The following is a 23,150-nucleotide window of genomic DNA, read 5'->3' on the forward strand; positions in this document are numbered from 1 at the left end:
ACATGCGAGCCGTCATCGAGGTCGAGTCCCACTTGTGTCATCACGCTGAGGCCGTGAACGTGGAGGCCACGGAGGAGCCGAGGGCGACCCCACCTCGTCAGGTGCCGCAATCTGTTCTCTGGCAATGGAGCGGGCGCAAGCTGCGACCTCTTCAGCCCGTGGCGAAAACGATCGGTGAGAAAACCGTCAGCGAGATGATTATTGAGGACCGGCGGTGATTGTCTATTTTGATGCCAGCGCCCTGGTCAAGCGTTACGTCGAAGAGGAAGGCTCCGCCTTGGTGCGGGATTTGTTGACTTCGGAACCCATAGCAGCCACGTCAGTCATTTCCCTTTTGGAACTGCCGAACGTCCGTCTGCGCCGCCGGGAGCGGATTACCTGCAACGAGGAAGAACGCCTCCGCGAAGGGTACGAACTCCAGGTGACCTATCGCTTCGCACCGCCCGAATCCGGCCAGCGCCTGAGGGAAGCCGACGTGGTCGCCGGTGGTCAGCCCCTGCTGCGGTTGCTCTACGCTCCCGCCGCCACCATCGCTTACATCAACCACGGCTGGAAATACGAGTGCCGGCCCCAGGGATTCCTCATCGATCTGGATTCAGGAGAACTCTTGACAGACAGCGCAGTGGAAACCCCCCGGCCTGCCTCGGCCTCAGAAGCCACGCCTCCGGAATCGCTGCGGCTGTGGGTCTGGGAAACTCAGGATTTGCTCCTCGTGCGGTTCCTCAACCCAGAACTCCGCGAGAATGACGTGGTGCAGACCAGTCTCCAGTACGCCCTCCAGCGGGGGATCGAGCAGACCTTTCAACTGGAGGAAAGGGAGCTTGGCGTGGCACGCTTGGGGGAAGGCCCGTGGAAGTCTCTGCTGTTTTACGAAGCCGCCGAAGGAAGCTTAGGAGTTCTGCGGCGCCTCATGGACGAACCATCTGCCCTGTCCGAGGTCGCCCAGTCGGCCCTGGCCATCTGCCACTACAACCCCGACGGCACCGAGCAAGCCCGCGCCTGCCAACAGGCCTGCTACGAATGCCTGCTGAGCTACACGAACCAGTTGGAAGCGAACCTCCTGAACCGCCAAGCAATCCGCGACTTGCTCCAGCAACTCACCGCCTGCCAGGTGCAGCCGCGCCTCAGTTCTCACCGCTCCGAGGAACGCCGCAGTTACGAGGAGCACCTGGCCTACCTCCGCGCCCGGACCCAGTCCGCCTTGGAACGGAATTTCCTGGAATTCCTGGAGCAGCACGGGTATCGGCTCCCCGCTGACGCCCAGAAGTCCCTCGCGGAACCTCGCTGCATCGCCGATTTCTTCTACCAGCCTAACGTGCTCGTCTTTTGCGACGGCCCGCCTCACGACACCTCCCACCAGCGCCGCATCGACGAGCAGCAACGCCGCGAACTGGTCGCCTGCGGCTATCGGGTGGTGGTCATCCGCTGGGACCAGGATTTCCACCAGCAAGTCCGCGCCTATCCGGAGATTTTCGGCCTGAGCCGCACGGCTCGCCCTGGAAGCTGAGAGCCGCTCGAAGTCCCTGGACTTCTGCCTCATTCCGAAAGCGGTGGAGGCCAACCCGGCCACCCCCTCTCCCACCGATTCCGCCCGGCATTCCATCCCGAAGAACCGAATCGGAAAGAAAACCCTCGCTGCGCCCCCTCTGGGAAAGGCAGCAAGTCAGGTCCTCTTGAGCGGCGTCCTCCTGACCGGCGTCCTCCAGAGAGGAACCAGGTGCTGGAGCGCGACGGGAGGCCATCGGCCTCTCAGCTTCAGGGCCGCAGGACAACCTGAGGGATGGGACGTGGGACATTCACAGGCACGAGCGAGAGCTAACGGTGCCAATGAGGAGGCTCAGTCGCGTCATCCGATGGCGTTCTTGCGGCCCCGTCGGAAGCAGAGGAGGTCTGTTAACGTAAGCGGTTGCGAATATAGTCAGCAACCAATTCGGTCTGTGCTTCACCTTGGGCCGTTGTAAAGACTACGAGCGGCAGAACGTTGTCGCCGGATTCGTAGCGAACGGCGATCTTCCCTTCCGCGGCGCTCAACACCCGGACGCGCGGGCCGCTGAGCGCGGCGGTATCATAAACGATCCGTTTCACGCAATCGATGGCCGCAAGCCGATCCACGAACTTGTCCCAGCCGTGCGGCCGACGGTGCCCGAGGCTGGAAAGACCAACCTTCTCTTCCGGTGACAAATTGGCGGCCGGCGGCCAAACGGCCCGCGGTTCCAGGGCAAGTTCCTCTCGGGCCACCTGGAAGAGAAGATTTCCCGCCGCACTCAGGTAGGTGTGACCGTCGGGATCGTCTTCCACTAGGGGACGCAATTCAGGCCGACTCCTTAACCAGCTTTCTACTTCTGTGCTGGCCCGTGGCTCCTGCTCGATCCAGTCGAAGAAGTCCCGGTGCTGCAGAACAAAGCGGGCATCCCAAGCCAAGGGGAGGCGGGGCAGGCGGATAACCTCGCGGAACTGCTCGTGGATGTAGCAGACCTCGACCTTGAGCAAGGCGCCGAGCAGGTTGAGAAAGGCGATCTCGGCCTTGAAACCGCCAGTAGCACAGAGAACAGGTTCCAGCAATTGGTCGCGTGCTCGCCGAATTGCGGCGATGGTTTCATCCACGAGGCTGCGCAGACCCCGTTGGGCGAAGCTTCCTTGGTGGTAGTGGAGCGCGTTGAGTTTGCGCTCTTCAGCTTCGCGGCAACGTCCAGCGCGCAGATAGGCCAGAAGTCGCTGCGAGCAGAATTGACCTTCTGGGGTGTCAGAATGGAGTAGGCACACGCGGTCGTCGGTGGTCAGGCCGACGGCGCGGAGCGTGTTGGTTTCGGCGCTGGCCGTAACGGGGTCAGCCGTGGTCAGCCAGGCATCGACTACTGCTGGCTCCGGCAGAGGTTTCGTGCGTTGCCAAGGAGCCCAGGGACGGTCAGGGTTGGTCAGCAGCGAGGTGCCGACAGTGCAGATCAACAAGCGGGCCATAGTTAACCCTCCTCCCTATTAACCCTCCTACCTATCACGCGGTCGCCATCCTCCGGGACCGCCTTTGGGTTTGCCTTGCGATTTCTGCGCACGCTGCTCGTCGGCAGCGGTCGGCCAGCGAAAGGCGATTTCCCGCTCATTCGCCGACTGCACGATCAACGGTACGATATCGCCAGCCTTCTTGTCAGCAGGCACTTCCCCGGAATTGACAATCGGACCGGAGATATTGCTCGTCACATGACGGGCCTTCCAGCCGCCTTTCTTGGTTTTCTCCTCGAGCAAAACGGCTTCCACCCGCTCTCCCGGCTTAGGCAAAGCCGGTCCTGTGAAATGAGAAGGTGCCCGTTGAGATGGAGAGGCCGTTCCTTGACCAGGAGGAGCCGAAGGAGGTGATAAGTCGGCTCGTCTTTGCAAATCGCTGCCGAAGTCACGGAGGAATTCTTCCAGGAACGTCCGGCTGGTGTTGAGGTCGGGCAGGTGCGCTGCCGGGAAGGCAACCACGCGGACCACCCAGCCGCTGTCACGGCGTTCGATGTGGATGTGGACGGGCGAGGCATGGCGGCCTCCCATGGGACCGTGTAGCCTTCGAGGCGGTCGGTGTGTTGCAGGGTTTTGGTGCGGAAGTGGATGAGGTCGGGGTCCATGAATCTGACGAGGAAGGCCTAGGGCGAGCTTGCTCGGATTGTGCGCGCGTAGGTGGGCAGCCGATTCGTAAGCGAAGCCTACCTGGTCCAGCACGCTCCAGATATTCGGCCAGGAAAAAGCCACCTCCACAGGTCCAAGTACCTGCTGCCAAGACGGCGATTCAGCGCGAGCCGCTTGAAAGGTATTCGGCAATCCCAATCCTTGGCGCAACTGCTCGGCGCTGCGTTGGCAATTTTCGCGGGTGTAGTTTGTCAGGGAATCTGCAGCGAGGGAGCCGAAGCCTTTGCGGGCCTTGGAGCCGACGCCGCCGAAGTGGCATAGCAGCCAGAGGGCAGCCTTCGCTTGTTCCAGGGCTTGCTCTGCGGTGATTTGCCGGCCCTGTCGGGCTTTCGCGGGATCGCTAGCATCCTGGCGATTGGCAAAGTAGCGGGTCGGGCGAGCCACCAGCCGCAAGCGCCAGCGTGCTCCGGGTTCGAGGTAGTGGCGCTGCTTCCTCTGCCCTTTGCTTGTTTCATCCATGCCATAGGAGGCGTACCACAACCCCTGCGTGACCTTCCGAGGGTCCTCTCCAGGAATGCCGTGATGTGATCGCTTCTGCTCATCCTTGAAATTGGCTTTGCTTCGCTTGTCATACGGCTGAGGTGAAACGTCCCCCATCGGCTCAAGCAGAATTCGCACGGCTCCGCTGCTGTTGGTATCGCCCCAGATGGCGGCTTCGAGTGCCCGGAGTGTTTTCACGTCAAGAAAGCCGGCGTGCATCGTCCGCCACCACCAGCGCAGGAGTCCGCGCAGGGTGGCCGGCCGCAGGTCGCAATCCTCGGCTTGCTGATTGGCTCCAGCGAGGAAGGCGGGTGTGACCAGTTCCAGTGTGGTTTCAAAAGTCAAACGCCTTTGGCTTGGCGGCGGCGGAGCGTTCCCTTCGACAGGTCTGAAGGCGCCGTAGCCGGTGGCGGTCTTCGCACCGGCGCCGAGATGGCAGAGGGCGCCCAGGAGCCAGTCGCGGGCCAGTTCCACCAACCGATCGGGCACATCCCTGTGGCGCTTCGCCAGAGGAAAAGTGAACGTGACACCTGGCGGCACCGCCAGGAAGTACACCGGCACCGGGTTCTCCCAGTCGCCCGGTGGATGAGCGTTGTCATTCGGCTCGGCCTGGTAGTACTCCGGGTGGTGATTGTTGACAATGTCCACGATCAGTTTGGGCCAGGATTCCGGCCAGGCGTCGTGGAAGATGATGTTGCCGGAAGATGCCGAGATTTCGGGGGATTTGGGATCGTGGTCATCCTGGCGGCGCACTTCGGCGGGATGGTTGGGATCATGGATCTGTTGGCGGCGATCGGGGTGGGGCGCCCAGCCGAAGACGTCCTCGATGTCTCTCCAGGCTTGCTTCTGGTCCGATTGTGCCGGAAGCCAAATGGTCTCGGCATAGGCGCGGGCCATGCCCTTCAGTCCGCTGCCGGGGAGATAGGCGAAGCCGTAGAGCGGATGCAGGCAGATGCCGGCGTTTTCCAGGGCCGAGGCACGGGCCAGATGCAGCGCCAGCGGGCTGGTGGTGGTTGCTCGGAAAGCGGTGTAACCCGGCAACGTGTTCCCAAGCGACCGGCGCCGTGCGGCTAGATCGTTCAGCAAGCCGGAGTCGCCGGACGTGCGGCAGACGTGATCCAAAGCCTGTTTCTGAGCCATCTGGTTGCCCGGAATGCTGAACTTGTCGAGTTGCAAACCGGGATGTCGCTGGGCGTCGGGTACCCGACTGAGAAGTTGGACCGTACTTTGAGGAAGGATTAATCCGTTCATGATTCCTCTCCTTCCGTCAGTCCCTCGGCCTCGGCGAAGCGGTTGAGCCAGACGAGATACGCTAGCACCTCATCGGTCGCCCGGCGGAGAAAGTCGGAGTTGCCCTGGATGATCCGCTCCAGAAGGTCGTCCGGTTCACCCTTTCGAGGCGGGATGCGCGTCTTTATCCAGTCGCTCAGTTCGGCGAGCAGCCCCGGCGCGTAGTCTTTCGCCTTCAGGAATGCCAGGGCCTGTCCCAGGCCGGCGGCCAGAATGCGCGTCGGCAGCTTTTTGACCTGCCCGCCGAACTTCTTGGGGTCCTGCCTCTCATGCTGGTCTTGCTTCTGCTTGGCTCGCTGGACCGCATTCCAGGCATGGTTGGCTCGGCGCTGGTCGAGCGTTTGCGCGGAATCATTCGTTGTTTCTGCCATGGCGCACTCTCCTTATCCGTTGATGTCAAGCCGCACGGCACACAGCCCTTTGCCGATCGTCTCATCTCCGCCGATTTGCAGCACAGACGGCATGTTGTCACGCAGGTACTGGAGGATTTGCTGGGCGCTCCTGTTGTGCCCATCCCGGCGGCTGGAGCTGGCCAGCACGACGGAGTAAAAGAGTGTCTCGGCGGGCAGGAATTCCTCGTAAAAGAGTGCTCCGGATTTGACTGTCTTGCGTTCGTAATCCAAGCCGACGCGGGCGACGATCTCAGTGGCATGTCGGGCGAAGTGGGTGAAGTCATCGTTATGCAAAACGACGAGGTGGCTCTGCAATCGTTTTTGCGTCGCATCATCCGCTACCGCGTGTTGCGACAGCCAGGCAGCAAATGCATCAGCATCGCCCGTTCGCTTGAACTCGAATTCTTCCAGGACCAGCTTATCGCCGTCGATGAGCAATGGGCTGTTTTGCTGGCACAGCGCCCACTCTTTCTTGTCCTCGGACGGCCACTCAGCAGAGAGATTCAGCGCGTTGCCGTTTGGCAGCGCTAGCTTCAAGTCCCGTTTGAGTCGTTCCAGCACAGCCCGGCAGGTGACCCAGGCAAAGACCCCTTTGAGCGAGCGGACTGGGAAGGCCAGGATGCGGGCGTCCGTCAGGCTGAGAGCGCCGGCGTGTTTGTCCGCTTCGGCGGTTTCTGGACCGAAGGCTGCGAACAAGTCGGCATTGTTTCCTCCCCGCCTTCGACAGGCGTCCCGGAGGATGCCCTTGAGGGTCGAGCCGGGGATGATGGGCCATTGGGTGTGGCGTTCGCGCTGCACGGGCAGGTCCACGGTGCCCAGGGCCGTACCTGATCCCGGATGCAAGCCGGTCTGGGCGTGGATGAACAGCAAGGCACCCGCTTGAGGGTCTGTTTGTGTCGAAGAGTTGGTTGTCGCTTCACTCATGGGTTCCAAACTCCTGTTAGGCAGCAGCCCCAGCCGAGTTGGCGATCCTCATCGCTTTCGGCCAGGCTCTGCGGCCAAGGGTTGGGGCCAGATTCCAGGAAATACACACTGCCAGCGGGGACGGCGAAGCGGGTCGGTTTGGGTCCGCCACGGGCCAGGTCCCAGCCGGAGAAGGCGAGCGAACCGGGCACTGCCGCTGCTACCAGGCAGCCGTTCAAAGCCTGGGGTTTCCAGCCGGCCTGGAAGGGACAGGGCGTTGTCAGCAGCACGAGCGGTTTCTGCTTCTCGCCCTGGGGTCGTTGATTTGGCCAGGCAAAAGACTGAGGCAAGGAGTGCACCTTCACCTGTTTCCCCTCGCCGCCGAGTGGCAAATGGGTGATGTTGCGGAGCAGTTCTGGGTCGGCAATCTCGGCTGGCAGGACGACCTCCACGTAGAGAAACACATCCTGCTTCAAGGCGAGAAAACTCAGGCTGTAAATTTGCGACTCGGCGGCAGTCAAGCGGTCAGGGTGGATGCCGATCCCTGTGCGGTGGTCGAAGGCGAACAACTTGCTTGCGGGAACCACCGCCTCAGCGGCCACCTCCTCGCCCCGCAGGAACTGCTCCAGACCGGCTGGTGTGAGGTATCCCTCTGCTGGCTCCGTGACGGCCAGCTCCTTGAGCCACAGCGGACGTAGGCCTTGCTGATCCTGCGGGGGGAACCAGCCGGGAAGCTGCCCGTCAGGCAGGGGATGGAGCCGTCGCAGTCTGTCCACCGATCCTTTTTTGGGCTTGTGCAGGATCGCCGGCGCAGGGACGAGCACCTCGTATTTCTCATGTTTCTCTTGTTCCTCTTTTTCCTGATTGAGCCAGCGGGCCAGCCACGGTCCGCGCACGACAACCTGGCCGATCCAGTGGTGATCTGGTTGACAGGTTTGTTTTACCGCCTCGGCAAACGACCGACCTTCCCCGAGGGCGTGTCGGAGACGGGCGAAGTCGCACCTCGCCTCTTGTAACAGTGCCTGGCGGATGGCGCCGGCGACCGTCTGCGGTAAAGGCAAGCCGCTTACGATCTGCTCCGTACCGACACGGAACGGCCGGCCGTCGCGGAAAAAAAGCACGTCGAGCGGTTCCAGACCGAGAGCTACGGTGGTGGCCATGCTCATTCGTCCCTCCCGCGTGCCAAGAAGGAAGCGGACTGGCACAGAGTGAGAAAGTTCTCCAGCGCCTCCCCCGGTGAGGCAAAGCGGCGCCGGCTCGCTCCGTTCACCTCAACCGCTGAATCGCGCAACTGTTGGAACGTTTTGAGCAACTGATCCGGGGGAATGAGCCGAGGCGTGGGTTGCTCCGCGCGCTGGAGCTGCCGCCGCATCTCGGCCTGGATCGCTTCCGGGGGCAGAGCCGTCAGTGTCTGCCGTTCGGCATAGAGATGGTAAGCCCAGCGATCGGAAGCCCCCTGCAAGAAGGCATTTACCCAATCCTGGACCCTCTCCACAAAAGTCCAGGGGCAGACGGCGGTGGTGTGCTCCCCGGACCGACGACGGACGGTGATCGCCAGAGCATCCCGGCCCGCTTCCTTGGCCTGGTGTTCCGCTGCGCGGGCATCTTGCAACGCCAGCCGCAGGTTATCCGTGGCATGCACCAGGACGATCCCGCCGGAAAGCGTCGCCCGCCATCCCATCATCAGGTATTCCCGGCCATTGTGGGTGTACCAGTCTGAGGTGTAGATCTGCTGGAGTTTCCGAACGCAGGCCAGCACTGTGCTCACCGGCAGCAATGCCAGCGTGTCGTCACCGCCAGAGTAAATGACCGTGCCGTGATGTTTCGCGACGACATCGGGAACCACATGCAGGGCGAAGTTGGTCAGAGCCGTGCTGATGGCCGCATGCAACGCCGGACCGACCGGACGCTTGGCATCGAGACCAGCTTTCGTGTGCGCTCCCAGCCCTTCGTAATAGCGCACCAGATCGGGGTGCATCACCTCGCGGACCTTCGGTGAGTTTTCGCCGCGGAGCCAGCCGCCGAGATTGTCGCCGTCGAGTTTGAGGATGGCGTAATAGATCGGGGGCTTGCCGTGCTGTTCTTTAGCCTTCTGGATTAGTCGAAACAAAGGTTCGGGGCACGGGGCGGTTTCTTCCGAGTCATAGTTAGGGGTAGGCCAGTGCAGCCAGCAGCCGTTCCAATCACGATGTTGTTTACGGACCTGGTCGGGGTCGATTCCCGCTTGACGAAGCCACTCAGCCGCAGCGACGGTCCAGGTATCCGGGAAGCGCAGATCGTCGGGCGAAATCTGCAACTCTTTGGCCAGCAGGGCCGGTCCCGCAAAGCGCTTCATCAGGGCCACAGCACACAGACCCTCGCGCGGACGGATGCGCACACCGTGGATGTTTACCTTCTCAGCAGCCATGTCCCAGAATTGCCGAGACGCGGACAAATCATCCGGCCCCATCTGCTCGAAGCTGCCTAGCAGCGTGCATTTTTGCGGGAAGCGTTCACCGGGAGTGATGGCTGGGTTCGGCGGCACATGGCGAATCGTGCGATGCGCAGCAAGCGAACGCTGGACCAATTCCACCTGATATTGCCAACGGCCGGCATGGTCCTGAGGGTAACCCGGTTGCTGATTCGGCGGAATGGCGCGGGCCAGGTTACGGACCGCCTCAGCCTCCGGGAAAGCCTCTGCGAAGCTGCTTTGGCCCGCGAGCAAATCGGCCAGTCGGGTATCGACTTCCTCGGCCGAACCGCCCAGGGGCACCACTGCGGCAGCGAAGCTGAAGTAATTCTCGACCTGGTGTTGCCAGCGTCTATCCCAGTGTGCACACAAGCCGCTCAGCGGTTGGTCCAGGACACCGTGCACGGCGTCCGCCAGCTCTCGCACCGCCTCTTTGGCCGCCTGCTGACATTCGATTGCTAATGCTTTGGCCTTAGCCCCGTTGGCTCCCCACGGCACCAAGGCCAGGAAGCGATGGGGCAGCGACGGCGCCCGGCGCTGCTTGACCCCCGGTAATGGTACCTTGCTTTCCCCGAGCAACTTCGGTTGCCGCAGCCAGAGGTCCACCAGCGGGATGCCGCGCAGAGCGGGGTAGATGAACGCTGTCGGGCCGAACTGTTCCAGGATGGGCCGCATGGCCCGGAAGGCGAGCCAGGACAGGATCATACTCCCGGACCAGAGATCGCGGACCGTTCGCGCCGCCTCGATGAAGCGCTGGACTGGGCCCAACGCGAAGGCGAGCAAGGCCCGGCCGTGAGTGTCCTCCGTCGCTTGCAATCCGCTCGTAATGTCCAGGTGATGCCAGATCGTGTGATCCGGGGTGCGCGTGTCTGCGGGCAAGTGGGCGTACCACGGATGGTCCGCATCCGCCAGCCGTTCCAGAAAGAATCGCCACAAAACTAGGAATTGCCGTCGGCTGTCGTTCAGACCCTGAGTCAAGTTACGTACATGCTGGATGACCCAGGCTTGATCGATGGTACCGACTTTCAAGTCCCGACGTTGGGCCGATAGCGGATGAAAGATCGTCAACGCTCCGTTCTGCGGAGCCACCGTGAGGATGCGCCAATGCGGGGCGGGTAATCGCTCGACTTGGGACGCCAGGCTGTCCGCAAGATTCTGGAGTTGGGAGCTTTCTACCGGCTCATTTCGGGCCGCTTCGGCATACCGGCCTGCCCGCTCCACATGGCCGGGGATGTCCAGCGCCTTGTCCGGCGGGTCGTGCAAATAGGCCAGCAATACTGCATCCCAATCAGCACTCACGTGTCAGCCTCCAGTACGTTGCGTCACTGGGTCCCTTGTGTCACCGGGTCCAGTCGTTCCTTTTCCTCATGCCTAATTTACCTTGCCTCCCGTGGAATCGTGACAACAAATTTTGCCTCCGCGTCAGGGAAGCATCTTCGGTTCTGGAAGCGATTTCAAGCCAGTATTGGTACAATTGGAACATATGAATACTTGGATAATAATCCCTCACACAGATTGGGATATTCCTAATCAAGCCCAGGATACCATTTCGGGGGATAGAACCCAATGTCGGTAGCCGCCAAGAGTCGGAGAAGGTCTGACCAGAAATTCTGGCGGCGCTAAGCTGGGATTTTGGCTTGAATTAGCCAGTAGGCCTGCCATTGACCCGATTGCTTGAGAGCCTCCAGGGCCATCACGGCCTCGGCGTTCCGGGCATCCCAACGCCGACCACGCCCCTTGAGCCGAGCCGTCAGCGTCTTGCAGCACGACTCCGTCGGACCGCTGCCCAACTGCCAACCCTTCGCCACAAACTCCGGATAACGGATCATCTCCCGCCGCTCCCCCACATAGCCCAGCAACGCATCCGCCGCCTGCCGCTTCGCTCCCCGCAACCTGCCACGCCAGTCGAGCAGCTTCGCCCAGGCCGCCTCGTAACCTTCGTGCTTGAAGGTGTGCAGCAACTCGCTCGCCCAACGCTGGCCGTCCTCATCCTCCTCGCCAAAAACCACACGGCGAGCCGCGTGCACATGCTCGGCCAAGTGGTAGAAATCCAACCCCAACGCGTCCAGCGGCAGGTTCTGCCGAGCCACCTGCTTGCGAATCCACGGCGCCCCATCGACAATGCCGATCTTTTCGTCCGCCAGGTCAAGGCGCAGCCGAACCGCCTGACGCCGCATCAGCCGTCCCGCCGCTTCGTGGTCGCCCTGGGTACCTTCCACCAGCCGATGCCGCCGCGTGTCGTCATAGTAGACGACCAGCTTGAACTCCTTGAAGGCCTGGTCGGCACCCGGTCGCAACGGCGGCAGCGGCTTGGCCTTTTTGCCCCGCAGCTTACGCTTATGCTTGATCGTCGCCCGCCGTTTGCGCTTCTCCGCGTCCGTCACCAGCGGCACCATCACCCCGTCGCAGCCAAAGTAAACCCGCGTCTTGGCCCGAGCCGACGCGGAAGACTTCGAGGGGGAAGCAGACGATGACGCTTTCGAGGCATTCGCTGGCGTGGCGGTGACAGTCGAAGCGTTCGCTGGCATGGCGGTGACAGTCGAAGCGTTCGCGGTCGAAGCGTTCGCTGGCGTGGCGGTGACAGTCGAAGCGTTCGCTGGCGTGGCGGTGACAGTCGAAGCGCTTGCGGTCGAAGTCGCCGCTGGCGTGGCGGTGACAGTCGAAGCGCTTGCGGTCGAAGCGTTCGCTGGCGTGGCGGTGACAGTCGAAGCGCTTGCGGTCGGAGCGTTCACGGTCGAAGTCGCCGCTGGCTCGGTCACGACGCAATCGGCGGCCGACCAGCCCGGTGTCAATGCCCCCGACTTCTGGGCGGCCAACACCTGCCGACCTTCCTGCTCCACCACCTGCCGCAACGTCTCCCGGCTCAACCTCAGCTGGGCCGCCCGCCTCAGATTCTCCGCTGCCGCCGCAAAGCTGGAACTGCCAGCATTGAGCCGACACACCAACTCCCGCACCCCCTGACTGATCGTCGCCTCCGCCACGTCCAGCCAGCGATCGATCGGCGTCTGGGCACCCGTAGACGACTGCCAACGGATCCGCTTCAACCGCACCCGCCCGTTGACCGTCAGCACCGTGAACGACTGCCGCCCTTTCTGACGCAGCCGTTTACCGCTCGCGTCCGTCGGAGGGGGGAAAAGCGGCTTCCGCCGCATCCAGTCGCTTCTGCAGGGCCTTGGCGTAAACCTTTTCGCGGAACTTGGCGAAGGCGTCGCGGGCGGGTTCCTCGCTGTCGGCGATGATCCGCCCCGGCCGAGCGTGGTCGACGGCATCGGCCACTTTGGTCAGCAGCTCCTCGAAATCGGCCCGCAACTCTTGCATCAGCTCGGCACGATTCAGTTTCGGCGTTGTGTCCATAGCGAACTCCTTGAAACAACAGGAATGGGCTTATCTATTTTGCCACAGCTCCCCAGCCAGCGCCAGATTTATTTGTCAGACCCGTCGGAGAGGAGCATGACCCACTCCTGAATGGCCGTAGCTGGGCGTAGACGTGGGGATAGGGGGGGACAGGACGCAGACCTGGGAGCTAGAAGAGAAGTTTGCCAGTTCCACCCGTTTGTGTACTCATGTCCACGGGAGTGTATCGGATACCGAGGCGCCTTCCTGCTGGCTCTTTTAGAAGTCATCTCATAACTAGTTTCGCAGCAAGAGGAGGATGCAGGCAAGCTGCACGAAGCCGAGGTAGTTGACCCGATGGCGCTCGTAACGAACCACCAGCCGTCGAAAGTTGCTCAACCAGGCGAACAAGCGCTCGATCTTCCAACGCCGCTTGTAACGGCGCAGCTTACGGCCATCCTGGGTGCGTCGCTGGCGTCGGTTGCCCCGGTGGGGCGCAATCATCTCGATCCCACGTTCAGCCAAGCGGGTGTCCAGCGGGTCGCTGTCATAAGCCCGATCGCCGATCCGTTTCCTGGGCTATTCGGGGGCGAAGCAGGCCGCCAGCGTGTGCTCAACGAGCGTCACTTCGTGCGGGCGAGCACTCGTGACGCCTACGGCGATCGGAAAACCAGTGCCGTCTGCCACTGCCATGAGCTTCGTCTCTTTGCCCCGCTGGGTCTTTCCCACTCCATCGCCCCCTTTTTCGCGACCCCGAAGGTGCCATCGATGAAGCCCTCCTGGAGATCGAGGCCTCCCCGCCCCTTCCGGTCTTCCGTCAGGGCGTGCAGGATCGCCTCCATGACCCCTATCCTCATCCAACGCCGGAAGCGGCGATGGCAGCTCTGGTGTGGGGGATATCGCTTCGGCAAGTCTTTCCACGGCGCAGCGGTGCGCAGCATCCCCAAGATGCCGTTCAGCACCTCCCGCGGATTCCTCCCGGTACGGCCCCGCCTGCCCGTCGGGAGACGCTCCTCTTGGGGCAAGAGTGGCTCTAACACCGCCCACTGTTCGTCTGTCAGATCTATCGCTCACCTTCATCATCGTAGTGATCATAGTGTACACCAGTCTCATGTATTTATGAGATAACTTCTAGCTAACTTTTGAAAAAAGAAGTGGGGGAGTGCTTTATTACTTAGTTTGGGATGGGCTGTCGAGGCGGTGAACCGTTTTTGAGGAGGCGTGATTCTCAAGGTATAGAAGCGGTAAAGGGTTTTGCCGTTTATAATGAAAAACATCTTGGTCTTGAAATGATATCCGAACTTGGACCGGCCTAAGCGGAGGTAGGTTATGCTTTGTGAGGAAGAGCGAAGGCAGCTTGTCATGAAAGCTCGAGCAGCAGCAGCGCGAGCATTCATGACGTCGCCGGGGGGGACGGCTTACGGGGCAGCGGTACTGACAGTCTCGGGCAACGTTTACCAAGCGGGGCAATATTCCTCGTTCAATCACATGACGAATGTTCACGCCGAGCAGGCCGCTTTAGTCTTGGCCGTCATGGCTGATGATCCCGATGTGTTAGCCTTGGCTGTGGCCTCCACCGGTATAGAATCAGTCACTCGCCCCTGTGGAGTCTGTCGGCAAGTGTTTGCTGAGCACGTTGCTCGGGTGGGACGAGATTTCGAGGTACTCATGGCTTGTCGAAATAGCGATAGTTACGAGGTGGCTCAAGTGAGTGAATTGCTTCCCTTCAGTTGGGTGTCGAACCAAGCTGGGGCGATTGAACAAGCGCCTGACATACGTGGGATACTCTCTCAATCCGGGTCCGTCCCGGCTGGACAACCCCTTCAAGCAGGTGACCATGTTGTGCTCCGCGATGGCAGCATCGCACTTGTTTGGGATGGGGCATTTGAGCCGGACCGCGCCTTGGTCAAGGTCAAGTACATTCCAACGGATGGTAAACTTCGCAAAGTGCCCCATTCGCTTGCTGAGCCTCTTCAATACCAAAAGGAGATGCACGACTTTGGCCAGATCAGGCGAGCACGCTGCGGAGTAGGAGGCGCCTTCGTTGGCGAGGCGGACATAACAGCCGTATTCAAGATGTTACCACTTGGAGGTGCGCTCGGTGAACCACCTGGGCCGTTAGTGAACCTCCTTCGGGATGCAGGTGTGGATGTGTCTGCTGTCCGGGTAACGGGTTCACGGGCGATAGGACTGCAACGTGCTAACTCCGATTGGGATTTGGTGGTGCCCCTCGAGGTTGAGCCCCTGTCCATCGTTCGAGATGCTCTGGCAACAGCCGTTGAGCGCGGAGTGTTGACAGTTCCACCGCGCTCAGGTACCTGGAAGTTACTGGACCGGGTCTTTCCCGGCGGGCGAGAGGCACTGCTGCGTAGTCGCCGCTTTGTGGATACATTGCTGAGTGGTGAGGTGTCGATAGCATTGATCTTCGTGCCTCCCCAGTCACCCGATGTGTGCGTGGGTCTGGACTGGCAGGGAGTTGGTCGAACGTTGCTCTATGGCCAAGTCGTTGACGCTGCCAAGGCGGTTTACAAACGGGCCGAATACCATTTGCAAGACGAGGAAGGCCTGGTTCGAGTGACCTGCTACCATAAACTGGCCAACTTGTTACGAAGCGGGGATGTGATCTCAGCTAGTGGCTGGCTCTTTCGGCGAGGCATGGAGCGGCGATTGATCCAAATCTTACCGTATCCCGATCGAATCATATGGTGGAGGGTCGCGTGAAATCCCACAAACGTCCGAGGGTGGAGAACCAACATGTGCGATTGGTATCGCTTGAGTCGCACACACACCGAAGTCTGCCTTCGTTTCGTTCTTTCTGAGAATCGCTTTTGGCCTCCTGAGGTTATGCGGGACCATCCACTTCCTTGGTCGGAAGTGAAGGGGCTTCGTGTTACTCTAACCGGTCCCGGGGCCGTTTGGATGTACGCACATGCTGCGGCCACTTTCCGTGCAGCCGGCGCCCAAGATATCTGTGTACAAACCCCGGCAAAATCAGGTTCTTCTGAGAACTTGAGTGGAAGTGAAAGCTTGCTCATCCTGGCTGGAGAGGACCAGAATCGAGGTGCTCTGCTTCGCATTTGGCTGAAGCCGGCGCCGCCATTGTCTCCGTCCGCGATCGATCGGCTGCTGACACCCCGGCTGGAAGAACTGTCTCGACTGCGTCCCGCCGAGTTGGTACTGAGCGGGCGGGCCACGGTGGGTGTTTATACCCAGACAGCAAAAAGCGCTATTGACAGCGGCATACGCCGGATTGCCTGTTGGTCGGCTCGCGATGGTCTGATTATCGTTTATGATTCTGATCGAGAACAATTGGGCCGCCAAATCGCACGTCCCGATTGGTTGGCACGAGCGATGCCGCGACCGGTCTGGCCGGTGATTATTGGCGTCACGGGTGATCCAAATCTTGGTAAATCGATCTTTTGCAATGTCCTGGATTCGTACATGCAACAAATTGGTTGCGACGGGTGGAGGCTCGACTGTGATGGGCAGTCACCCACTCCCCCGTGGTATTTCAGTCTCGTTGGAGATGAGGCAGCAAAAATACTTCGAGAAGAGTACAAGCGAAGTTGGACTGCGGAAATGGAAGCAATCATTGTTGACCAGTTACGGAGGAGTCGCGAGTTGTTTTCCGTATTGATCGCTGATTTGCCAGGTGGAAACCACAAAGTCACTCCTCCCCAACGAATCCCTCCCGGTCGCGAGCATATGTTTGCCGAGTTGGATGCGATCATCCTTTTGGACCGCCCGGAGGTGTCATCAGAAACCGCTTGGCGGCAAGCTCTTCAACCGTACGGTCTTGACAGGCGGATCGCTGCGGTTTTGACCTCTAAGGATCCTCAAGGTGCTCCTTCACTTTCCGTCAAGAAGGATGGGATGCTGTGGCGCGGTGAAGTGACAGGGCTGAACCGCTCGGCATCGCCGACAGAACTGGAACGCGCTTTCCGAGTTGGATTAGATGAGCTGTGGCAGCCTTTGTTGGACTTCGCACGCCGGAGGTCTGCAGATGCCTGACCATACGCAAAGCCTCTTGATCGCTGGGGTTGGTCCCCACGCTCGGCATTTTTACCTGCCAGCTATCGCTACGCTAGGGTCACGCTATGGCGTCCGTCTCGCAGCCGCCATCGAATTGGAGGCAGGACGTGCTGCCGCTGCTAGTGCCCTATCGGCCAGTGGCCTAAATGCGGAAATACTCACCGTACAGCGCTTCGAAGCAGAAATGCCGGAGGAAACCCGGCAGGCCCTGGACGCTGTTGCCAACCGCTTACGTCCTAGAGCACTGATAATTGCAACGGATCCGTTGTGTCACCGGCCTTATGTACTTTGGGCTTTACAACGCGGTATGGACGTACTGTTGGACAAACCGATTACCACTCGTCGGAATGCTGTAAGCGATGTGAATGCAGCCCGGGACATCGAGAGGGATTTCGAAGAAATCTCGGCAGCTTGGCACACAGCTCGACGACAGCGCCCTATCGTCGTTTCCGTTTGTGCCCACCGTCGTTACCATCCCGGATTTGAGGAGGCAATTCGGATCGTTCAAGAAGTTTGCCAACAAACGGGTTGCCCAGTAACCAATATTTACGCATACCATGCGGACGGCCAGTGGCGATTGCCGGAAGAGATTCGCACTCAGGATCATCACAGTTATCACTCGGGCCATGGGAAGGCCTCCCATAGCGGCCACCATTTTTTCGATTGTGTGTATCGGTATTACCACGCTGGCACAGCTAGTGGCAAATCTGCGGACTCAATGACCGTCTACGCTTCCTTCGTGCAGCCGCGAGGCCTTCTACGACAATTGACTCGCCAAGATTACAAACGATTGTTTGGACCAGACTACGCCAACGCTTGTCCTTATAGCGACGCGGAGTTGGATAAACTGTTTCAAGATTTTGGAGAGGTGGATGTCAATGCAGTGATCACTTTTTCCAAGGAGGGTGTGGCGATTGGTCAGGCTTCCCTGAGTCTCTTACACAATAGTTTTTCGCGCCGGGGTTGGCTTCATCCTGCCGCTGACCTTTACAAAGGTAATGGGCGTGTCAAGCACGAACACCATCGTATTCACATCGGCCCCTTTTTGACTATAGCCATCCATTCTTACCAGGCGAAGTCGGACCACAGCTTCAGTGATGAGTCTGATTTGCAGCTTGGAGGTAACAATCACTTTGAAATCCACATCTTTCGCAACACCCGGATGATAGGAGGAAAGGAAGTTGAAGTAATCCACTTGGACCATTTGGCTGGATTCGACCGTTCACGCCTATACATCGAGCAGGTCAAGGAGGGGGTTGTCGGTGAATTCTTTCGTTACATTGCTGGACAATTGCCCGAAGCTGACTTGCGCTCCCCATTAACCGATCATGCTATTCCCGTGCGGATGATCTCGGCTGTCTACGAATCCCATGTCAAGGCACAACAAGGCGATAACCCAGTAATTGTCAAGCCACTGAAAAGGTGAAATATGGACGAGGTCTCCGGAATCCAAGCGGTGGCGTGGGGATTATTGGACGGCGGCGTTGAGCTAGTGACCGCCTATCCTGGCTTCCATGCCCATGATCTGGTCAGACTCATGGGTGTTAAGACCTTCTCGGTAAACGAAAAGAATGCTTTAGCGGTCGCATGGGGGGCCAGCCTCGCAGGTATCCGTTCAGCGGCAATATTCAAGAACGTTGGCCTGAACGATGCAGCGGACCCCTACGTCAACATCTGCGTATTGGGAGTTCGGGCTGGCATGGTCCTGGTTGTGCTGGATGACATTGATGTCGAGCAATCTCAGATTCAGCAAGATTCCCGGTTCTATGCCGAATTCCCCTGCTCGGTGTGGTTGGAGCCGCGCTCCGTACAGGACGCCTATGAACTAGCATGGTCCGCACCAGAATTGTCCGAACGCCTGAGAACACTCGTAGTGCTACGCATAACCAATCTGTTGACACGGGCGGTTGGCTCCGTAACACGGCGATCCCCCACCAGAAACCGGTTGAAGTGGTGTCGAGCACCCGAAGAGTGGGTGGCTCATCCTGTTTACGGGGAAGTTCAGCGAAGGCGTCTGGAAGAGCGACGGAAAGCTGTAGAGTGCTGGGTAGATGGGGCCTATCCTCAACCAAGCGTCTTTCGCAACGCGCGCATCCGAGTGACAGCCGGCATGGCAGCTTCTCTCACTGAAGAGCCTCCTGATCTATGTATTTACACGCTGCCACCACCACGTCTGTGGTTAGAAGCACTATCCGACTCTGCTGCCGATGTGATTGTCGAAGAGCATGGTGGTCCTTACTTGACCAACAAGATAGCAGCTTTCCTCGGGGCCCGTCGTGTTACGGCGAGTTTGATACGCCCCAACGTATCGCGACAATACCGTATTACGGATCGCTACGAGCCACTGTATGCTTTGCTGCGGTCTGTACCTCATCACGTCATCGTTGGGGATTTGGGCGGGCATACGTTGGACCCGCACCACACGGTGGACGCTTGCTTGTGTTATGGTTGTTCAGTGGGTGTGGCAACCGGAATAGCTTTGGCGGACCCGTCGTTACATGTCATTTGTGTGACTGGCGACGCTGCCTTCCTCCATTCTGGTAAGGCTGCCCTTGAAGAAGCCTTCACCCGCCGAGTTGCCATGACAGTAATAGTACTGGTTAATGGCGGAGCTGTAAGCACCGGGGGTCAAAGTGTGCCAGGCAACTGCCGGTTAGATGCAACGGAGTTGGAAAGTCACGACATCGACTTTCCCTCTTGTGGTCACACATCAACCCTGTCGGCTTGGTTGCAGCACCCTAGATCCCTCCAATTGATTCGCATAAAGACCCCATTTTGAAGGAGTGTCTACATGTACATCCACTTTGAGGGACTGGACCTGGCTGGCAAAAGTACCGTTTGTCAGCATATTTGCCAACACGCGCAGGGTAAATGGCAAGTGCGTCGCAACGCACTAACCATCAATAACTCCATCTACGAATTGGCCGATCGGATGCGAAGAGAGAAAATGGGTAATGAAGAAACGATCGGTTGGCTCTATTATGCGGCGTTACTCTTTGACCTAGAGCAATTTGAACAACCAGTAGGCAATATCATCCAGGATTCCACTATTTTGCTGCGATCCCTGGCTTTCCACAAAGTACGTGGCACGTCGGGGTTGGTTGAACGCTTGGAAGCGCTCCTTGATCAACATCCCCGGTTTGACCGATCGTTCGTTCTCGTTGCTAACCACCAAACGCGTATAGAGCGTTTGGCGAAGAGGCACGCCTGGGAGCTTGGTCCAGAGGACTTTCTGGTACGGGATGATCCAAAACGGTTCTACGCAATGGAGCACCACCTAGTGGATTACGCAACCCGGCACTTCGACGCAATAGTGTTGGACACCAGTGGCGAATTAGATTTCTCTTGGTTGGAAAAAGTGGTTCAGCACTTGCCGAATCTGGGATAGAATCAAACTTTACCCCAATGGAGCTAACGGTCTCGATCACAAGCCAGAATAATAGCCAAAACATAAGTAGATTCATCAGGTATTTGTTATCATATGAATCTGTGTTTCAGCGATTAAACCATTTGAAGATAGTGTGATCAGTAATACAATAGAATCGGACTGATTGCTGGTATTTGGTTGTTGCGTAATGTCTTGTGGTGAGTGTGAGGACGACTGCGTTGCCTCACTTTCGAGCAAAATATGAGGTAGTAGGCTCGCCAGATCGACACCCTGCGCGAGTATTGTCCAACCGTAACTGAGTAGAGATCGACCCTTGTTTACACTTCTCAACTTTCTCTCAAGGTGTGTGTACGGCTCCTGGAGGAATACCAGACCATTCCCAGAGTAGAGGTGTGATATCTATACAACCGTCTAGAGCATTCGTCTCATTGCCCGACTTCATGCAGATCGACAAGTAGGGGCAATGGCACAATGACAACCGAGCTGAGGCGAAGATTTGCATCTAAAGACATGAGTTGCATTACGAGCCTGATGTCCTGCCACGATGGACCTGATCGGTCGCGGTATCACCAGCCCAATCGAGTAGGACGACATCTTCTATAACGCCCATTTTTTGACTCAAGCTCCACTTCATTTCGGCGAGTCCGTGGTTTAACATGAGGTAAAATGGCGAATGCACGCGTAGAGTCGAAATATAAAAGTTCAGTATATACTTATATATAAATGTACTTTTATACATAAAGTAGTTATTAAAATGTTTCCTATTCTTTTTGTAATAGTTGGGATTACGATTTTTATAGTTGGGATTACGATTTTTATCATTTTTGGAATTATAATTCACAAACGTAACAAGCAGTTAATGCGAATCAGTGTCGACGAGGCACAAAGCGAAGTGGCAGGAGTACAACACTATGAGGAAAGCCAGGAAACTGATCTGGGTACAAAAGAACATTGCCAGCAATCGAATACAAGGCCCTGTTATCAAGATGGTGACAATCTACAAAAAATCATGGAAGAATCTCATGATGTGGAAAAAGAATTCGTCATAGCAAAAAATTTGCAAGAAAATATAATAGAAGAATCGCAATCAATTTCATTAGAGGAGATCCAACTAAAGACAGTTCTAGAATCACCAACAGGAGTCACACAGGATCCCCAAGTGGCAATCGTGGCGGAAACTCAACCAACGGCGGTAGGAGAACTCTGCCCCCCCGTAGTCCAAGAGACTCAACCGACCATAGGAAGGGAAATGCAACTGCAGGTGGCGGGGCAGGAATCACCGCCATCGATAACGCAGAGAGCACAACCGACTTCAAAAAGTGAGCGGTTGGAACCTGCCGAAAGGGGAGGTAGGTCACGCGTCTCGATCCGAGATCCGAAGAAACGGCTAACAGCAAACCCTAAGCCCCGCACTCCGAAGCCCGAAATCGTTTGCTGGAAGAGAGAACGACAGTGGATACCAGCGGTAGAGGTGCCAGAGGAACTTCTTGAAAGTTCCGATTTAGCGGTGTTTCAAAATGGACAATCCCTGACCAAAGACGAATCAAGGGATGCCTGCTGGCACCTTACTCAGGTTACCGGTGAAGTAACAGTGCGGTGGAGCGAAGGTGAGAATGCTCGAGAGACCAAGGTCTCACTTGGCCAAGGGAATTACCTTCTGTTCAAACTGAGCAGTGACCAAAATTGGGGACGTCGTGTCCAATCCCCTTCCTCTGGGTCCTATCTTGTGACGGTTCCGGACGATTGGGAGCGCGACGAAGCATTGTCAGGGCCTCCACCAGTTACTCCAGAGTTTGTGTCCCTTAAGGACTATCGAGCGCATTTCTTCGAACTTGAGAGAGGTAGCGAGAAGAAGATCGCCTTTCGCACGTCTGAAGGCAAATCAGTCATCATTGAGTCGAAGGAATCACGATTCAAGCTCATTGGGAATCGCCTGCCCGCTGCAAGTGAGAATATCGGGCCTCTCTTTGGCGGAAATCCTCCCCAAATTTGCGCTATGGATGTCCAAGCGTGGAAAGATGTTGGGACAATTGTTGTAGGGGAAGAGGGCAGTGGAAAGGGAAGATGGCGCATGGCTTTCACCCCCGAGCAGGGATTGATTGAGCAAACTTTGCCTCCTGAAGTGGGTGAGAGAAAAGAAGGATGGTACTTTCTTAGATTTTACGACACGAACGGTGACCTTGTAGAGAGTCTGGATTTTAGATTCATCAGCGCTCTAAAAGAAATCAGGACCGATCGATTTTCTCCACTCCCCCTTGAAAATGGATATAATCCGGTATGTGTCACATTCCTCCATGACCCTGGTTGTGTTATCCATCTGGCTGACGGCAGTCTTAACGTCCAAATTGAACGCCAGGATGACAAAACGATTCTGACTATTCCCCCTGATCCTACATGTGACAAAACACACTGGCATGTGGGGTCCCAAGGTGGGCCACAGGTAGAGGTGACCATCCTGGTAGAAAGGCTCTGGTGGGCGATAGGGGAGGAGAATCAAGAGCCAACGGAATGGAGAGACAGGCCTTTGACATTGAAGCGCGGGGATTTCGCGGCCACTTCCAAGAAAGCACTCTGGATACGCTTCCCAAGATATCGTTGGGTAGATAGGATCCGTGTGGGATTCGAGCAAACGAAAGCTAGGACTTATAATGTAATGGTAACGGCCAAAACAATCACTGTCCCACTTCGCGAATTCAGCGATTCCATAGTCATAAGAGATGGAACGGAAACATGCTCCTTAAAGGTGTGGATTAAACGTGATGACGATCTCACAGAGGGAGTCATTGCTGTTATCCCGGCGGTTCAGTTGACAGTCACGCCTGCTCCCGAACAGATGCAGTCAGCACCCACACCATCTTGGGTCGGTCTCGGAAGAAAGAAAACCGCCGTCGCGAAAGCCGTCCTACGGGAGGGATCCGGTCCCATCAAGGTCAACGGGCAAAACATATTAGACTACTTTGGGAAGGCTCCGGACAAAGCGAAACAGTTTTTAATGAAGCTGTTAGAGATGACCGATGTCCGTCAGGTACTGGCACGGATGGAAGCATCTGTCAATGTAACGGGTAGCAATCCAACTACAACCAGGCAGGCCAAGGCAGTAGCCCATGCTCTAGCGCGCGCCTTGATGAGCTATAATCCGCATCTGAAATCCCTGTTGAAACGATATGGTTTCGGAGGAGTCAGAGTGAAGAGTAGCTTTGTCTTCCCTCAGGAGAGGTAG

16 protein-coding genes and 1 pseudogene are annotated in these 23,150 nt (G+C 57.9%); 8 read left to right on the forward strand and 9 right to left on the reverse strand.

Annotation, left to right across the window (positions count from 1 at the left end):
* The first annotated feature begins 2 nt into the window (after positions 1-2).
* A complete protein-coding gene (locus H0921_RS10880; RefSeq protein ID WP_194538111.1) occupies positions 3-218 on the forward strand; it encodes a hypothetical protein in 216 nt (71 codons plus the stop codon).
* Positions 215-1,507, forward strand: coding sequence for a Zn-binding domain-containing protein (locus H0921_RS18335; protein WP_194538112.1), 1,293 nt, complete (start codon positions 215-217; stop codon positions 1,505-1,507). Before H0921_RS10880 ends, H0921_RS18335 begins: the two co-directional genes overlap by 4 nt.
* A 386-nt stretch (positions 1,508-1,893) precedes the next feature.
* Here H0921_RS18335 and H0921_RS10890 read toward each other — a convergent pair whose 3' ends face one another.
* The 9 genes and pseudogenes from H0921_RS10890 to H0921_RS10930 all read right to left on the reverse strand — a co-directional run bounded on the left by H0921_RS10890 (position 1,894) and on the right by H0921_RS10930 (position 13,577).
* The gene (locus tag H0921_RS10890; RefSeq protein ID WP_194538113.1) at positions 1,894-2,958 is read right to left on the reverse strand and encodes a putative CRISPR-associated protein; all 1,065 of its coding nucleotides are present in this window, start codon (positions 2,956-2,958) and stop codon (positions 1,894-1,896) included.
* A gap of 27 nt (positions 2,959-2,985) precedes the next feature.
* The gene (gene cmr6 / locus H0921_RS10895) at positions 2,986-5,394 is read right to left on the reverse strand and encodes a type III-B CRISPR module RAMP protein Cmr6 (protein ID WP_194538114.1); all 2,409 of its coding nucleotides are present in this window, start codon (positions 5,392-5,394) and stop codon (positions 2,986-2,988) included.
* On the reverse strand, positions 5,391-5,804 hold the full coding sequence (cmr5, locus tag H0921_RS10900; RefSeq protein WP_194538115.1) for a type III-B CRISPR module-associated protein Cmr5: 414 nt from the start codon (positions 5,802-5,804) through the stop codon (positions 5,391-5,393). The genes cmr6 and cmr5 overlap by 4 nt, the downstream gene beginning before the upstream one ends.
* Before the next feature lie 12 nt (positions 5,805-5,816).
* On the reverse strand, positions 5,817-6,749 hold the full coding sequence (gene cmr4 / locus H0921_RS10905; RefSeq protein ID WP_194538116.1) for a type III-B CRISPR module RAMP protein Cmr4: 933 nt from the start codon (positions 6,747-6,749) through the stop codon (positions 5,817-5,819).
* Positions 6,746-7,894: a type III-B CRISPR module-associated protein Cmr3 gene (gene cmr3 / locus H0921_RS10910; protein ID WP_194538117.1), complete on the reverse strand. Its 1,149-nt coding sequence runs from the start codon at positions 7,892-7,894 to the stop codon at positions 6,746-6,748. Before cmr3 ends, cmr4 begins: the two co-directional genes overlap by 4 nt.
* On the reverse strand, positions 7,891-10,476 hold the full coding sequence (gene cas10, locus H0921_RS10915) for a type III-B CRISPR-associated protein Cas10/Cmr2 (protein ID WP_194538118.1): 2,586 nt from the start codon (positions 10,474-10,476) through the stop codon (positions 7,891-7,893). Before cas10 ends, cmr3 begins: the two co-directional genes overlap by 4 nt.
* Positions 10,477-10,796: 320 nt before the next feature.
* Positions 10,797-12,329 (reverse strand): hypothetical protein, encoded by a 1,533-nt coding sequence (locus H0921_RS10920; protein ID WP_194538119.1) that lies wholly within the window; start codon positions 12,327-12,329, stop codon positions 10,797-10,799.
* Complete coding sequence (locus H0921_RS10925; RefSeq protein ID WP_194538120.1) at positions 12,283-12,531, reverse strand: hypothetical protein; 249 nt, start codon at positions 12,529-12,531, stop codon at positions 12,283-12,285. Before H0921_RS10925 ends, H0921_RS10920 begins: the two co-directional genes overlap by 47 nt.
* Positions 12,532-12,807: 276 nt before the next feature.
* A pseudogene (locus H0921_RS10930) lies at positions 12,808-13,577 on the reverse strand (IS5 family transposase).
* Positions 13,578-13,872: 295 nt separating this feature from the next.
* On the opposite strand from H0921_RS10930, the gene H0921_RS10935 reads away from it, so the two are divergent.
* The 6 genes from H0921_RS10935 to rpsI all read left to right on the forward strand — a co-directional run bounded on the left by H0921_RS10935 (position 13,873) and on the right by rpsI (position 23,150).
* A complete protein-coding gene (locus tag H0921_RS10935) occupies positions 13,873-15,231 on the forward strand; it encodes a hypothetical protein (RefSeq protein WP_194538121.1) in 1,359 nt (452 codons plus the stop codon).
* Between the two features lie 198 nt (positions 15,232-15,429).
* Complete coding sequence (locus H0921_RS10940) at positions 15,430-16,521, forward strand: P-loop NTPase family protein (protein ID WP_194538122.1); 1,092 nt, start codon at positions 15,430-15,432, stop codon at positions 16,519-16,521.
* On the forward strand, positions 16,514-17,968 hold the full coding sequence (locus tag H0921_RS10945; protein ID WP_194538123.1) for a Gfo/Idh/MocA family oxidoreductase: 1,455 nt from the start codon (positions 16,514-16,516) through the stop codon (positions 17,966-17,968). The genes H0921_RS10940 and H0921_RS10945 overlap by 8 nt, the downstream gene beginning before the upstream one ends.
* 3 nt (positions 17,969-17,971) lie before the next feature.
* Positions 17,972-19,321: a thiamine pyrophosphate-dependent enzyme gene (locus tag H0921_RS10950; protein WP_194538124.1), complete on the forward strand. Its 1,350-nt coding sequence runs from the start codon at positions 17,972-17,974 to the stop codon at positions 19,319-19,321.
* A 12-nt stretch (positions 19,322-19,333) separates the two neighbouring features.
* The gene (locus tag H0921_RS10955; RefSeq protein ID WP_194538125.1) at positions 19,334-19,930 is read left to right on the forward strand and encodes a hypothetical protein; all 597 of its coding nucleotides are present in this window, start codon (positions 19,334-19,336) and stop codon (positions 19,928-19,930) included.
* Between the two features lie 754 nt (positions 19,931-20,684).
* Complete coding sequence (gene rpsI / locus H0921_RS10960) at positions 20,685-23,150, forward strand: uS9 family ribosomal protein (RefSeq protein WP_194538126.1); 2,466 nt, start codon at positions 20,685-20,687, stop codon at positions 23,148-23,150.

Source organism: Thermogemmata fonticola (genome assembly GCF_013694095.1).
Classification (GTDB): Bacteria; Planctomycetota; Planctomycetia; order Gemmatales; family Gemmataceae; genus Thermogemmata; species Thermogemmata fonticola.

What these genes read in the sequence shown, in the direction of transcription:
- H0921_RS10880 (WP_194538111.1), top strand. Translation starts at nt 3, where the DNA reads ATGCGAGCCGTCATCGAGGTCGAGTCCCACTTGTGTCATCACGCTGAG.
- H0921_RS10890 (WP_194538113.1), bottom strand. Translation starts at nt 2,958, where the DNA reads ATGGCCCGCTTGTTGATCTGCACTGTCGGCACCTCGCTGCTGACCAAC.
- cmr6 (WP_194538114.1), bottom strand. Translation starts at nt 5,394, where the DNA reads ATGAACGGATTAATCCTTCCTCAAAGTACGGTCCAACTTCTCAGTCGG.
- cmr5 (WP_194538115.1), bottom strand. Translation starts at nt 5,804, where the DNA reads ATGGCAGAAACAACGAATGATTCCGCGCAAACGCTCGACCAGCGCCGA.
- cmr4 (WP_194538116.1), bottom strand. Translation starts at nt 6,749, where the DNA reads ATGAGTGAAGCGACAACCAACTCTTCGACACAAACAGACCCTCAAGCG.
- cmr3 (WP_194538117.1), bottom strand. Translation starts at nt 7,894, where the DNA reads ATGAGCATGGCCACCACCGTAGCTCTCGGTCTGGAACCGCTCGACGTG.
- H0921_RS10920 (WP_194538119.1), bottom strand. Translation starts at nt 12,329, where the DNA reads ATGCGGCGGAAGCCGCTTTTCCCCCCTCCGACGGACGCGAGCGGTAAA.
- H0921_RS10925 (WP_194538120.1), bottom strand. Translation starts at nt 12,531, where the DNA reads ATGGACACAACGCCGAAACTGAATCGTGCCGAGCTGATGCAAGAGTTG.
- H0921_RS10935 (WP_194538121.1), top strand. Translation starts at nt 13,873, where the DNA reads ATGAAAGCTCGAGCAGCAGCAGCGCGAGCATTCATGACGTCGCCGGGG.
- H0921_RS10940 (WP_194538122.1), top strand. Translation starts at nt 15,430, where the DNA reads ATGTACGCACATGCTGCGGCCACTTTCCGTGCAGCCGGCGCCCAAGAT.
- H0921_RS10945 (WP_194538123.1), top strand. Translation starts at nt 16,514, where the DNA reads ATGCCTGACCATACGCAAAGCCTCTTGATCGCTGGGGTTGGTCCCCAC.
- H0921_RS10950 (WP_194538124.1), top strand. Translation starts at nt 17,972, where the DNA reads ATGGACGAGGTCTCCGGAATCCAAGCGGTGGCGTGGGGATTATTGGAC.
- H0921_RS10955 (WP_194538125.1), top strand. Translation starts at nt 19,334, where the DNA reads ATGTACATCCACTTTGAGGGACTGGACCTGGCTGGCAAAAGTACCGTT.
- rpsI (WP_194538126.1), top strand. Translation starts at nt 20,685, where the DNA reads ATGTTTCCTATTCTTTTTGTAATAGTTGGGATTACGATTTTTATAGTT.